The 14684-nt window shown below is 54.7% G+C and carries 6 protein-coding genes; 2 read left to right on the plus strand and 4 right to left on the minus strand.

Annotated elements, in window-relative coordinates:
* Both OSO_RS44680 and OSO_RS0122430 read right to left on the minus strand, forming a co-directional pair.
* On the minus strand, nucleotides 1-1056 hold the full coding sequence (locus tag OSO_RS44680; RefSeq protein WP_010585351.1) for an Ldh family oxidoreductase: 1056 nt from the start codon (nucleotides 1054-1056) through the stop codon (nucleotides 1-3).
* Between the two features lie 146 nt (nucleotides 1057-1202).
* On the minus strand, nucleotides 1203-2699 hold the full coding sequence (locus OSO_RS0122430) for a hypothetical protein (RefSeq protein WP_010585352.1): 1497 nt from the start codon (nucleotides 2697-2699) through the stop codon (nucleotides 1203-1205).
* A 1076-nt stretch (nucleotides 2700-3775) separates the two neighbouring features.
* Between OSO_RS0122430 and OSO_RS0122435 the strand changes: the two genes are divergently transcribed.
* Both OSO_RS0122435 and OSO_RS0122450 read left to right on the plus strand, forming a co-directional pair.
* Complete coding sequence (locus OSO_RS0122435; protein WP_010585353.1) at nucleotides 3776-6283, plus strand: S53 family peptidase; 2508 nt, start codon at nucleotides 3776-3778, stop codon at nucleotides 6281-6283.
* Nucleotides 6284-7114: 831 nt separating this feature from the next.
* A complete protein-coding gene (locus OSO_RS0122450; protein ID WP_010585355.1) occupies nucleotides 7115-10447 on the plus strand; it encodes a beta strand repeat-containing protein in 3333 nt (1110 codons plus the stop codon).
* A gap of 83 nt (nucleotides 10448-10530) precedes the next feature.
* Here the strand turns inward: OSO_RS0122450 and OSO_RS0122455 are convergent, their stop codons facing one another.
* Both OSO_RS0122455 and OSO_RS0122460 read right to left on the minus strand, forming a co-directional pair.
* Nucleotides 10531-11904, minus strand: a complete 1374-nt coding sequence (locus tag OSO_RS0122455) for a DUF1501 domain-containing protein (protein ID WP_010585356.1) — start codon at nucleotides 11902-11904, stop codon at nucleotides 10531-10533.
* A 43-nt stretch (nucleotides 11905-11947) separates the two neighbouring features.
* Nucleotides 11948-14275, minus strand: a complete 2328-nt coding sequence (locus tag OSO_RS0122460; RefSeq protein WP_029247338.1) for a DUF1549 domain-containing protein — start codon at nucleotides 14273-14275, stop codon at nucleotides 11948-11950.
* Nucleotides 14276-14684 lie beyond the last annotated feature (409 nt).

Consider the following 14684-nt stretch of genomic DNA (forward strand, 5'->3'; position numbering starts at 1 on the left):
TCAATGAATGTGATTCAGTCCGGGAATCACCACGTTCCGAGCAGTCGCCACCGCACAGATTTTGCTCCAGGTGGTCGAGTCGATATTTAATCCTGAAGCATCACGGCGGGCCTGTTCGCGCATTTCGGGTTCGCCGGGCAGCAGAATTTCGTCGACACCGCTGACCAGCCGACTCGATTTGACGAAGCGGCCGAGGGCCTCAATCTCATTATTATAGAAATCAGTTCCACAAAACGCCGCGGGATCAAGCAGGAACACCATAAAACCGTTGGCAACACGCGAAACGTCCGGTTTGCTGCACCCGGCACCGGTCATGGCCCCGGCAAACACTTCGCAAAACAACGAAAGTGCGAAACCCTTGTGTCCTGACATCGGCAGTAGCGCGCCCGGCGGTGTGGCGTAGTACTCTTCAGGACTCGTCGACGGCTCACCTCGGCCGTTGACGAATAGCCCTGGCGCAAGCTGCTCGCCTTTGTTTCGGGCCACTTTAATCTTGCCCTCGGCGACAGTGGAGGTCGAAATATCCATGACTATCGCCGCGCCATCGGATAAGGGCGCCCCGCCTGCCATCGGATTCGCGGACAAACGTCGCTCACATCCTCCATGAGGCGCGACGAGAACGCCACCGCCATGTGTGTTTGTCATCGCAAACGCAACAAGGCCCGCTTCGGCAGCCATTTCCATGAATTCGCCAACACGCCCCAAATGTCCCGATGCGCGCAACGAGAGGATGCAAGCCCCTTCCCCTTTTGCTTTCTCAATCCCTCGCGTCAAAGCCTGTCTTCCGATGACTTGGCCAAATCCAAAATGTCCGTCGAGAATCAGGATGCAGGGCTGTTCACGCACCACTTCCAGCTCACCGATTGGATTGATCCAGCCACGCTTGACCCAGTCGACGTATTCGATGATTCGAATGACACCGTGTGAGTCATGCCCCTTCAAATTCGCGAGGACCAGCGACTGCGCCACCTGCCGCGCAACACTCACGGGAATCTCGCTCTGCTCAAAAATTGCCGTCGCGAAATCAACGAGTACCGACGGATCGATGACCGGCATGAACGATTCCTTAACATCGTGTACCTGGATGTGGACACAGAATCAGAATGCTTGCCCAATCGCTCCATCGCACCTTTGGAATCCAACGTTCAACTCAGAATGCGTCAGCGAAAAGGCGAGAAGGCGCAACAGTCGGCATTCATCCGCTACAGAACCGCCAATGCTTCGCGCGTTCGCTGCAGTAGCGGTGAATCGTTCTCGCCCGCGGATCGCAAGTAGTACACACTGGCAGCTAAAAGCTGCGGGCGTACTGCCGGACTGGCATTCTGAATGTCTTCGAACGCCGATGCCGCAAATTTGAAATCGTGAGCGTCGGTCCCCTTAGTGAAAATCAGATGCCGCGCCGCGTCGAAGAAAGGCCCGATCGCGCCACCCGCACGGGCATAGGCCAACGTCTGCGCTGCGGCTCGATTTCGGTCCTGCTGCAGTTCCACGAATACCGTCTCAAGCTGTGCCGGCGGTTGATCGGAGGGCTGAAACTCGTCGATATTGGGTTTGTCGGGAAATCCCCCCCTTGCGCGAGTGCCCTCTCGAAACAACACAATCCATGATGCCGCCTGCAGCAACGACAACAAGCGGGTTGAGTCCGACCCACTCTCGCGGAAGATATAGAACAACGCATTCGTCGCGGTGGTAGCATGCAAGGGAACGATCGCTTGCTGTCGCATTAGCAGTTCGCTTGCCGCCAGCAACAGAGCATCCCACAATGACGCCGCCGACGCTCCCTGATTGAGATGACTGACCACCGCAAGCGCCGCGTCCTTCGGTGTCGCTTGCCGCAATGCCTGCACCAGTGATGTTGTTACCATCGGATCGATTCTTCCCGCCATCCAGTCGGGGCGAATTTGCTTAACCAACTCGAGGTTCACGTCATACGGAATCGCAGAGTCGCCTGGTCCGCCGTTGAGCAATCCGAAGACAAGAGACCGCATCACCGGTTCTGCATGCTCCCAGCCAATCAGCTCGAGCGTTCGCCAGGCCTGAGCCGCAAAAATCGCCTTATGGCCGATGTTCTGCCAGTCGCGAATGGCATACGGCCAGATGACTTCCATCACTTCCGTCGCACTTCCGGAACGGCACAATCCCGCAACGGCGACATCTGCGGCATCCGAATCCCAGCGATTCATGGCATCGATAAAGCGCTCGCGCGACTTGGATGGGGTTGGCACGGCCGCTTCATTGACCGGCGCCAAAACCCAATCCCCCTCTTTGACATCCTGCGCCTGCGCCGATTTGAAGTTGTCGAGCGCCCAGAAGAAGGGCAGAAGTCTATCCGGTTGTGCGGCGTCGAGAGACAATTGATGGGCCGAATTGATCACCATCACAGCGTGGAATTTGAATCCGACAGGTCTCGGTTTGATATTACGGATCCCTGCCAGAAACAATCCGCCAACCAACTGGCGATAACCCATTCCCGCTTTCAGACGCTCAACCGCCTTTTGCAAGATCTGTTCACGAGGCGTTTGCTCAATCCAGCTTGCGACGTCTTCCATTTCAGGCCGGAATCGCACAACGCTGGGCGTAACCTGCAGATCTTCAGCGCGCGCCATCGAAAGCGACAGCAGACTTTGCAAGGCAGCGCCCCCAGTAACGAGCGTGCCCCCCAATTCCCTCAAAAAATCCCGACGATCAACGAGCGACATGATCGATCCTCTACCGTGAATGGAATGGGTCATCTTTTGCGGCCCCCTGGATCATATCGAATTACCGGAACACTGACACGCCTTTCTCGAACCGCGCCTGCACCCGTGGTTCTAAACCACAAGCAAACCGAAGTTTCTTTAATACTTGCCCGCAACAAGACTTACCGTCTTACTGCATCACCTGATACGCACCACTTCATTGTGAAAACGAATGCAGCAAACATTAACAAGTCGTAATAAAAAAGCTCTCCGCCTTTTAATTGCTCATTTTTGCTTGTGTTTTTTTGACTTTATCGTAGCATGTCCGCGTTCAAAGATATTCCGTTAGTCGTCAACTGAATTTCTTTTGCGTTTTTTACATTCATGTAAATCATATTAACACATTCATCGTTCAATATATCTCAAAGTTCTATTGATCCAGTTCAGATGTATTGTCACTGCGCCGAATCCGTGGCAGCGTCCCTACGAGCGCCATTGCGTTTCTGCATCGTTCGCGGGCTAATTGACCTTGAATCGCCTGTTTTATCAGCCATTTAGGTCCTCATCGGCGACAGCCATCAAGAGTCCGCGGCCAGATACGATGGCTGACGGCACTGTCGTCCGCACTGTAATTGATATTGCATTAATTTGCCAATTTTTATCGTACGTAACAACCTCATCATGAATCATAACGTTGTCACAGTAATAATTGACAATACAGTCAACAATCAGGTAAGCCGTGCAGAGTGTGAAAAACAGTACACAAAAAAACACCTAAACTGAACCAATGACCACACGGCGATGGCAGCGTCGCATGGCGTTTCACTCGCTGCACCCCCAGAGACACAAATGAGGTTACCCACTCGATTCCGAGCAAGGGTTCGATCTCTGTTTAACTATTGACTCAGGTGTGTAGAGAGCAACTCTTCAGCCCGGCGCGTTCCTCGATCCCGATGCGGTCAAGGTTGCGAGAGCCGGAAAGCCACCCACCTGACAGTCGTTGCAATTCACAAGTGGCGCAATCCGTCGCGCGCCGGCGGCATGCGTCAAGTGTTTGTTGGCGGAGGTTGCGTGTTGTCCTTATTGAGGAGTTCGAGGTGCCCAATCAGTTTAAGTCTTGGTTGCGATCGTTTTCCGCGCCAGTCCGAAGAAAGCGCCGGCTACCGGCGCGTCCGGCGATGGCGGCAAAAGTGGAAATGCTCGAGTCGCGCCAGTTGCTGTCCGCTGACCCTATTCCGCTCGCTGTCGTGATCAACTCTCCCACGAGTACTGCAGCCGGTGTCTCAACCATCACCCCATCTCAAGTGGCCTCTGTCTATGGATTCACACAATCGGGTGCCAACCAGACGATTGCGATTGTTGAAGCCTACAGACAGCCGAATTTGCTCACCGACGTGGCCGCATTCAGCACCGCGTTTGGTTTGCAGCAATTTAATGTGTCGGGCGGTCCGTCCTTACAGGTTCTCAATCAAGCCGGAGGGACCACCGTAACGGCCGGAATCGACGCGACGGGAGCATGGGGACGCCAAACGTCTATGGATGTGCAATGGGCCCATGCGATGGCGCCCAATGCAAACATCATCGTCGTTCAGGCAAACTCAAATTTGGACGCCGATATCTGGGCGGCCGTGAATACGGCTCGAGGTTTGGCTGGTGTGTCAGTGGTCTCAATGAGTTTTGGAGCAACGGACAGTTCAGCTCTCCAGGCCGCCCACGACTCGACGTTGAAAACACCTTCGGGCCACTCGGGGGTCACGTTCGTGGCGGCTACCGGCAATGCCGGTACAGCTCTATATCCAGCAATGTCATCGAATGTCGTCGCGGTCGGTGGCACGAGCTGGGGTTTGAATTCCAGCAATGCCTACACCTCGGAAGCGACTTGGGACGACGCCTTTGGAGCCACCGGCAGCGGGGTAAGTGCCACTGAGGCGCGACCAGGATACCAGGAAAACATCACCCCACTGCCAGCGTTTCGAAGCGCCCCTGACATCGCGATGATGTCGACGATCAAAACATCGACGGGTGTTGTGAAAGGGGTTCCCGTCTATGATTCGTACGACAATGGAGCCTCGACTCCGTGGGTTGGGCTGGGCGGTACCGGACTCTCTGCATCGCTGTTCTCAGCTTTCATTGCCGGAGCAAATCAGGTGCGCGCGACTTATCTCGCTCCACTGGATGGTCCGTCACAGCTGTTACCAAAACTCTATTTCTCGGCGAGTTCGAATTACAATGACATTACCACCGGGTCAACTCACGTCGGAGGGACAGTGACTTCCGCTGGCGCCGGCTATGACAGGGCGACCGGATTCGGAACACCCACGAGCAATTTGACGACGACACTAGGGAACTACTCCCCCCCACTGTTGTACCAGAATAGCACCGTGCAATTCCCACTAGGGTCCCCAACGCCTGTGACAGTGAATCCAAAGCTAACGTTGGCCGACTTCTCCTCATCGGTCGTGACAGACGCCACGTTGGTCCAAAGCGCGACGTTTTCGATCACGAACTACGTCGCGGGTGATACGCTCGCCTTTACGAATGTTCCTGCAACGATGGGGAACATTACCGGAAGCGTAAGTGCAGGGATTTTGACCCTGACATCGGCAGGTCATGCGGCGACGCTCTCCAATTGGAATGCGGCATTGAAGGCCGTCACCTACATTTGTACGAATACGACCAGCAGCGTGCCAACCACGCCTCGGACCTTGGCAGTCGCTGTCTACAACGGAACGTCATACAGCAATACTGTTTCAAGCTCCATCAACTTGTATGGGATTGTGGAGCCTGGAGCTGGCACGACCTACACCGCGCTCGGTAGTGCCGTTCCGATTTCAACAGATCTCGTCGTCGTGGATACCGCGTATAATCTCACGTCGGCGACGGTTTCCTTTTATGCAGGGACCCTCTACGGTCATAATTACACCTACACGAACGGAAACGATTTTCTGACGTATACCAACACGACTGGTGCGACCGGAATTTCAGGGACATTTAATAACGTAACCGGTGTGTTGACGCTTGTCCCTTCAGGGCCCGGAGTGACTTCGCTGCCACCATCCTATTTTCAAGCAGCCCTCCGCACTGTCGGGTATATGGACACTACGGTCGGAAGCAGTGTCTACCGGGCCGTGAGCTATCATTTCTATGACACAGCCGTGAATAGCAGCACGAACACGATGCAGTTTGTGACCATAACGGGCGGTGGCCCACCAGTGATCAGCCTGGGAAGCACGAGTGCGATTTCGTACACTCGTGGCGCTGCCCCGGTCGTGGTCAACTCAACCGTCTCCGTATCCGATCCAGGGAGTTTGTATCTCACTTCCGCGAGTCTTCGAATTTTTGCAGGGTTTAACGCAGCCGATGTATTGAGTTTCGTCGATACCTCGTACATCCATGGTTCTTACGTCGGCGACGTCCTAACGCTGACATGCAATCCAGGGTACACTTCGTTGCCGATTGCACTGTTTGCCAGCGCACTGAACAGTATCACCTTCTCGACCAGTTCCGGCGTAGGACCTCGGGCATTCACATTTTCCGTGACGGATGCACAAGGCCAAGTTGCCAGCACTAACCTCCTTGGTGCGCCTCAAATCAACGTCGTCTGACAACCGCCTCTGCCTGAGCGGTTTTTGACCTATCCCGTGATCATCGTCACGTAACAGCCAGAACGCAGGTTCTGGCTGTTACGGATGATTGATCCAGTCGCATTTTTCGCGACCGGATACGCTCGCTGATGAACGTTGCAACCACAGTTTTGGCCGTCGTCCCGCCACAACGTGGTGGAGGAAATCAGCGCCATTTCGATCACTCCCCTGAGGGTCCTAGCTACCTCAATCATCCAAGAAAGCATTTCCCTGGAATTGAAATGCGCAACTCTAAAAAGCCACCGCGAAGGTCGAACGGCACGAGGCGGAAGCCCCAAAGCCACGGCGAACCAATTTCTGATTTCGCCTTTGCGACAGCAATCCCGTCGACCTCAAGGCGACGCATCGCATCGACGGACGTGGACAGCGACTCTTATAGGGGGAGCTTGGGAACCAGGATACATGGGGCGAACGTGATGCTTCCGTTATCTTGAAAATGCATAGGAAACATCTGTCAACGTGTGCATCGCTGTACCGTGACTGGTCCGGCGATTGTTGCCGAACCTCAAGACGACATGCGCGAGAACTCTTGCATTTCCTGAAATCCATGGGGCTCCGCCTCAAGTCGCGATAAGTCGGACTCGACAGAACCGCCCTCCCAATTTATATCCTCCGCGGACCTGTCTCGGTCTCTCTCCCAATCCGTTATCGCTCCCACAACTTGACCAGTATGAGTGGCCCTGCCTGCGGACACCTCAGCTTGAGGTTCGTCGTGTGCATGCCACGCAGCCTGAATCCGCGCTGTCGACGACACGTTTGTCGATCGAATAGCGTGGAAAAGGATCATTCCCGATGGTGATTCGATTTCGCTCGAACTCGTTTCGAACGCTGATTTTTGCCGGCTTGTTCTTGGTTCCGGTGATGCTGATCTGGATCAGCACCGTTCTCGTACACGCCGCGGAAGACGACGATGACGGCGTTCCGCCCCAACCCGTTGGGCCGGAACGAGTCGCCGAGGAAGCCGACATCTTCAGAGAACGGGCGCGTGAAACCACCCGACGGGAACGTCAGGAAGCGAAGAAGAAGAAAAAGACTCCGAAAGCCCCGACGGCGTCCCAAATGTTCTTGTTTTCGTCGACAGCCCCCTCCGATGTCACCGACGGATTCGGACTGATTAGTCGCGGTGGGCATCTTGGCGGAAAGACGTTCGGACGAAACGACTCGATCACACCACTCGAAGTCTTGCCCTATGTCTTGCAGGATGAACACTTCTTTTTCGCAGACGTACGAGGGTTTGTGTCAAACCGTTCGCTGGGGGGCGGAAATCTTGGTGTCGGTTACCGAAATCTGCGTGAAGACTACAACGCCTGGTACGGCGGAAGCTTCTGGTACGACGCCGACGATACCTCTTCGAAGCTGTTCCATCAGGTTGGTTTGAGCTTCGAAGGTTTGATTCAGAACTTCGAAATGCGCTCGAACGTCTATCTACCAATTACGACATCGCAAACTATCTCGAACAGCATCAGCAGTGCCTCGATCGTTGGCAACCAACTGCTGTTTGGCCGCTCGGTCAACGATGCGACGGCACTTCGCGGGGTCGACGGTGAAATCGGGTACAGCTTACCAATCCAGGATCGTCATACGCTGCGCGGATTTGTGGGCTTCTACCACTTCGATGGCGGACCATCCGGCGGGGTGAACGGATTCAGAGCGCGTGCGGAAGCCGTCGTGCACAACGGCGCAACCGCTCAGGTGATGTTCACCAACGACAAGCTCTACGGCAGCAATGTGATGGTCGGCCTCCAGTTGCAGTTTCCATTCGGAAACAACCACCCGACCAGCGGTTGGAAACGAAATACCCCCTCGCCCTTCCGCTTTGTTGAACGCAACTACAACGTAATCCTGGATCACCAGGTGAGCAATCTGGGCAATCAGGTCGCCATCGATCCGAAGACTGGCCTACCGTACAACATCCAGCAAGTTTATGTCCCGGCGAATGGCGGAGCCCCGCAGTCAAACGCCAGCCCGACTCGCGATGGAACCACCACGAACCCCTGGACGTCGATCGCTGACGCTCAAGCCGCGGGCGGCAATGTGATCATCGTTCAAAGCGGCTCGATCCTAAGCGAATCTGTGACGCTGACGTCTGGTCAGCATCTATTCGGCCAGGGGAACTACATTCAGAATCTCGCGGTGGCTGGTGGTGGATACGTTCAGGTTCCGTTGCAGGGTGATTCCACACAAACAGGTTCCGTCCAATCACCCATGTTTTCCAACGTGAACGGAAATGCGATCACGTTGGCGCACGACACCGAGGTTGCCGGTTTCACCTTTTCGGGAACATCGGGCCACGGGATCTACGGCAACAATGTGGGAAATGTCTCGATGCATGACCTGAAATTCATCTCGACCGGCGGCGATTCGATTCACATGCAGAACAGTTCGGGAACGGTCTCGATGTATAACGTCCAGATCAACGGCGCGTCTGGCAACGGCATCGTCTTCGATGGCGGAAATGCGAACATCGACTATGTGGGCACAGGCAATACTGTAACGGCGCAAGGCGATGGACTGGTCCTTTCCAATCTGACTGGTGGGACTGTGAAGCTAAGCAACTATACCGCGAAAGCGACTGGCGGCGCCGGCCTGCGGATGGACAATGTTGGCACCGATATCATCGCCTCGAATTTGACTACGATCGACACCCTCGGCCCCGCGGTCGCCATTACGGGAACGACCGGAAAGTCGGCGGTCGTCAATGGAACAACCACCACCGTTTACAACACCTACAACTTTGTAGGAAACACCGTCATTTCGAATCCAAAAGGGGCCGGCTTTACCACCAATGGGACCGATGCCGCGATCAACATTGCAAACCTGAACGTGACATCGACTGCGTCTTCGCCAGCCGTGTCCCTGGTCAATAATTCGGCAAATGCGATCACCATTAACAATATGACGCTCAACACAAACAACGGAAAAGGCCTTTATGCGGTTGGCCTGAACCTGTTGAAAATTAACGGTGGTACGATCACCTCGGTGAATGCTCCCGCCGTTGAGATTCAAGGATCGACCATCAACACCACATTCAATTCGATTTCGGCAAACGGCGGACCATTCGGGATCAGCCTGACACAAAGCAGCGGTTTGTTCACCGTGCAAGGTGGAGGGAATTACGGTTCAGGCGGATTAATCCAAAACACCACGACCGGTGTCCTGATCAAATCGTTCGGAACCGCAAATCTGAATTGGATGAACTTTGCAACCAACGGTACGGCGATTCAGTCGACCGCCTCGGCCCAATTGAATCTCACGGGTCTGCAAATCGCCACTTCGACCGGTTACGCGATCGATTCGCTGGATGACTCGGTGCTCACGCTGTCCAGTTCGGTTCTGTCGGGTAACGGCGCGATCGGCGGCGGCACCATTCGAGTTCGCGCTGACGCCCAGGGAACATTCATGTCAAAGATCGCGGGCAACACGATCACCGATACCAACGGCACTGCGATCCTGCTTGCATCCGCCCCCTCAGGTTCAGGGGCATCACTCGCCTCGACAATTCAGTCGAACACCATCACCAGCTATCGTGGTGGCGCAGCAATCATTGGCGTGAACTGGTCGGGACCTGCCAGCCTGACAATTTCCAACAACGCACTCTACGCTCAAGCGTCTTCCATGACCGGCATTCAAGTCAACCAATCGTCAACTGCCGATTCGCTGGTCATGAACGCCGCTGGGAACTCGGTCACGTTCGGCTCTGTCGCAAATTCGGGAACAGGGATCTCGATCATTGCGGCGGGCACATCACAACTGCAAGTCGCGACGAACAATATCGATTTCAAGGCCACGGGTGGAACAGGACTTCGATTCGCCCTGGGAGGCACAAGCACCGACTACATCGGCGGGAACATCATTACAGACGAGGCCGGCGGTGCGACGGGGATGCTGTTTGACACAGTTGCGGCAAACTCCAGAATGCAGATCGATGGCAACACGATCAATCTTCTCGCCTCAGACTTGACCACGCACCAAGGAATCATCTTCACCTCGGTCACCCCGACGATCCAATTCATTGGAACGGCCAACAATTTGATTTACAACACGACCTCGCTGCAAACCACCTTCTCGATCCCCGTTAATTCGGCGACCGGCGGGTTCTACATCAACGGATCCCTCGTTCAGTGATGGGAACGAGCATCGATCAGAGTCAAAGGCACCATGACAAACGTGAATATCATGGTGCGCGATTTCCCGATTTCAACCATCGGCTATGCCATGATCCCCGTGACAGGTCGGCCAGTTGAAATGGGCAAGGGCCGATTCAGTTTGTCATGAACTTCGGTTTGAGGATTAATCCCGATCAGTTCGAAGACAGTCGCCATCAGATCTTCGAGCGGCACAGGATCTCGGTCAGGGTAGGCTCCATGCTTGTCGGACGCGCCATGCACGTGTCCACGTTTGGCACCGCCGCCCGCCAGCAGTGCCGTGTAGCACTGCGGCCAATGGTCTCGACTGATATTCGCATTCAGCCGGGGCGTGCGACCAAATTCACCCATCCACACAATTAACGTGTCATCGAACAATCCGCGTTCTTTCAAGTCGGTGATCAAGGTGGGCAGTGTCTGCTCGGTCAACGGCAACTGATAGTCGGACAGAATGGGATACATACGCGTATTGTCGAAACCATGTGTGTCCCAGCCGCCTTCATTTGTCCGGCCACCAATTGTATTTGAGAAGTAGACATTCACGAACTTCACACCGGCTTCGACCAGGCGGCGTGCCAAAAGGCAACTCTGCCCGTAGGTCGTTCGGCCATAGCGATCGCGCACCGACTGCGGTTCTGCCTCGAGGTTGAACGCATCCCGCACCTTCGACGAATTCAGCATCCCCAGCGTTCGTTCATAGTAGGCATTAAGCCCACGCGCCGCTGGCGATTGTTCGAGTTGCTGAATCTGACGATTGACGAGCTTCTGAATTTCACGACGACTCTGCAGCCGTTCTACGGTCAAGTCATTCGGAAGACTCAGTTCCGGCAACGAGAAACGTTTGTCGTTGGGATCAGACGTGACCAACAACGGATCATGCCCCTTGCCAAGAAAGCTGGCGTGCTGACCGGGAGTGATTTCACCATCGCGCAGAACATGCGGAAACGCGACGAACGTCGGCAGCCCGTTCACATTGGGGGCCAACCGATCCACGACAGATCCGTAGGCCGGAAAGAGATCCTGAGTATCGCGCAATCGAATGTCGTCGAGCGGCGGCGCGTGGCCTGTTAGTGCGTAGTAGGCCGCCGGATTGTGGTTCTTCATGTTATGATGAACGGTTCGCACAAGCGTCACATCGTTCATCACAAGCGAGGTCTGGGGCAGGCGATCACAGATCTGAATCCCTGGCGAAGTAGTTTCAATGACCCCATAGTGACTACGAATCCCGTCCGGAGCATTGGGCTTGGGATCGAATGTATCCAGATGACTGGGGCCGCCGAACTGATAAAGAAAGATGACCGATTTTGCTCTTGCCGGCTTGGCATCCGTCAAGTCGCCGGCATGAAGCAGTCTCGGCATCGTCAACCCAAAGAGGCCCATTCCGCCGATCTGCAGTGCCGTTCGCCGTGGAATCTGATTCAAGCCAATCGATGACATTCGTACAACTCCGCCAAAACTTGGGGGCCGCCCAAATGGACTGCTATCGCCTCAACAGAAACTCGTTCGAGTTGAACAGGCCCCACATCAGATCCTCAAACGCAGTCCGAGGACTGGTCGCCCGAGCCAAATAGCTCATCGCTGCTTGCAGTTCTTCGTCGGCTGGCGGACGAGTCAAGGTTGCCCAATAGAGATCTGTGATCATTTCACCGGTGGTCTGATTGGACGCCAGCAATTTGTCGAGACGATTTCCTTTGTGCGCCAGCATCTGATTGATTAACCCACCACTGACCAGTTGAAACGTCTGGCCCAAAGTGGTTTCATCAGAACGTTCGCAGTCGCACGACTGCAGGCGCGGGGGTTTGCCAAACAACTTCAAGAATCGATCGGCATCGGTGAGCGAATTACTGCGAGTTCCGGTAACCCCCGGCAACTGCGCAGCACGACGGCCAGAAGGAACTCGCGAAAACTGCAACGGAAGCTCGAGGACCTGACTGATTGAATCGAGTAACTGTTCCGCCGAATGCCGCCGCACGATGGCCCGACTGAAATTGATTTCATCAGACTGATTCGTTTCGTTGGCTTCCGATGAAAGTTGGTAAACCTTTGAATTGAGAATAACACGCAAGTAACTGCGTAAATCGAATGCCCCGTTGGCACGCGCCGAACGAGAATCCGAAGCGTGCGCGGTCACAGATACGGCGGACGAATGCAACGAGTCACCATTCGCCATTCTCTTTGCCAGCGTTTGAAGCAGTTGCGGATTCGAAGCGGGGTTCGTTGCCCGGAAATCGTCGACCGGATCGACGATCCCCATTCCCATCACTTGCTGCCAGGTGCGGTTGGCCAACATCTGTACGAATCGATCATGCTGCGCATCGGTCAGCCAGTTCCCCAGTTCGACCAAGGGATCTTGAGCCGCATTCAATGGCGCGGCGTCTCCGAGAAACTTCGGAGCACGCGCACGATTGGTTCGCGGATCTTTGGCTTCACCCGTTTCGTTCAAAAAGACGATCTGCTCACCGTCGAACTCATGCTTGTCGTTCGAGTCGCGACGTCGATTCTCGAGAATCTTGTAATCGACCCGCGCAAACACATTTCCCCAACTGTAGTAGTCATCCTGCGTCCACTGATCGAACGGATGATTGTGACATTTGGAGCATTGGAGACGGACACCCAGAAACAGTTGTCCGACCGCTTCGGATCGTTCAAACGGAGTGCGCAACGCGCGATAAAAGTTTGCAGGTGGGACTTCGTAGGTACTACCTCGACCTGCGACGATTTCACGTGCGAACTGATCCAAGGGCTTGCCATGAACAAACGCATCACGCAGCCATGCATGAAAGTTCTCGACACCTTTTTGATCGAGTGTTTTCTCTTCAAGTCGCAACAGATCGGCCCACTTGAGCGCCCACCATTCGGCGAACTCGGGCCGTTCCAACATGTCGTTGATCACGGTCTCGCGTTTATTCAACGATCGATCAGCGACAAAACGTCGCGCCTCGTCCGCTGACGGAGGATGCCCCAACAGGTCCAGACTCAACCGACGAATGAATGTCGCATCATCACAAACCGGTGAGGGGTTCATCTGAAGTTGTTTCAATTTCGCGAAAACAAGTTCGTCGACAAAATTCGCCGGTTCAGGACCAGACCATGTCACATCGGCACGGGTGGGTAGGAACGCGATTCGTACAGGAGTTTGCTGGTTGAGAAACCGAACCAATACCGTCGTTTCCCCGACGGTATGACCTGTAACCAGACCATCGTGCGAAACCTCGGCAATGGGGCGGGAAGTCTCATAGACCGCGACTGACGAAACATCGCGGACCGTCCCATCCGAGAATCGCGCGGTTGCGATCACCTGCTGTCGCCAGCCAGTGGCGGAATCCGAAAGCACTCCATCTGCGGCGGACAAATAGACTTCTTGAGGGGTGACATCCAGTTTGACAAGTTGCGCGCGGTCTTTCAGATCATCTGGCATGCCCACCGAGATCCATTCGCGAAGAATTTGATATTCGGGCGAATCGATGCTAAATCGTTTTCCCCCCTCATGCGCCATTTGCATCGACGGTTTGAGGAGGAGCAGGCTGCGATCAGGGTCGCCACTATTCGTTCTGCGTCCGAACAAATCGTGCGTTAGGACTAGATAATCCGCATCGGGATCTTGTCCTCGCAACGAGATCTGAAACCCGCCTTTGCCACGTGCGTTTCCGTGACAGGTCCCCAGATTGCAGCCCGCCTTCGAAAGGACCGCCATCACATCGTTGCGAAACGAGATGTCGGCCGCATCGCACCTCGCTGCGCATGCAAGCACAACGGTTCCGATCGCGTACAACAAGAAACTGGATACAATTGCTCGCTGATTCAACACATTCCACTCCGCCGCAATCAAACGACCGCTGTTCGAGGACGTGCGATTCTACTCGCGAAATCAACCATTCGAAAGTGCTTATTCGTTTGTCGATGGAAGTACCGCGAACGCGCCACCCGATGTGTCAACATCATTGGGACATCGAATCTTGCGACACTCACATCCGACAGGTCGGCGAGCGCGGCGATCGACCCAGCCCTTGTAATGTGGTCTCCGTCCATGCAGATTGGTATGCAGGATTGTTCTCGCTTCAAAATCTGAATTGCTTGGGGTGACGTTGCATCGTCGACTCCCTTCGTTTTTTGATTTCAGGTACTCGTGGCCAGGCCATTCTGTCCTTGCCAGTTCGTTGGCCTGCTCGCAACGAGTTCTTCGACGTATCAAATTCGGTTTGAAGCCGCCTTAGCAA

This window comes from Schlesneria paludicola DSM 18645, assembly GCF_000255655.1.
Taxonomy (GTDB): Bacteria; Planctomycetota; Planctomycetia; order Planctomycetales; family Planctomycetaceae; genus Schlesneria; species Schlesneria paludicola.

Excerpts from the sequence above, each read along its gene's own strand:
- OSO_RS44680 (WP_010585351.1), bottom strand. The coding sequence starts at position 1,056 with ATGCCGGTCATCGATCCGTCGGTACTCGTTGATTTCGCGACGGCAATT.
- OSO_RS0122430 (WP_010585352.1), bottom strand. The coding sequence starts at position 2,699 with ATGTCGCTCGTTGATCGTCGGGATTTTTTGAGGGAATTGGGGGGCACG.
- OSO_RS0122450 (WP_010585355.1), top strand. The coding sequence starts at position 7,115 with ATGGTGATTCGATTTCGCTCGAACTCGTTTCGAACGCTGATTTTTGCC.
- OSO_RS0122455 (WP_010585356.1), bottom strand. The coding sequence starts at position 11,904 with ATGTCATCGATTGGCTTGAATCAGATTCCACGGCGAACGGCACTGCAG.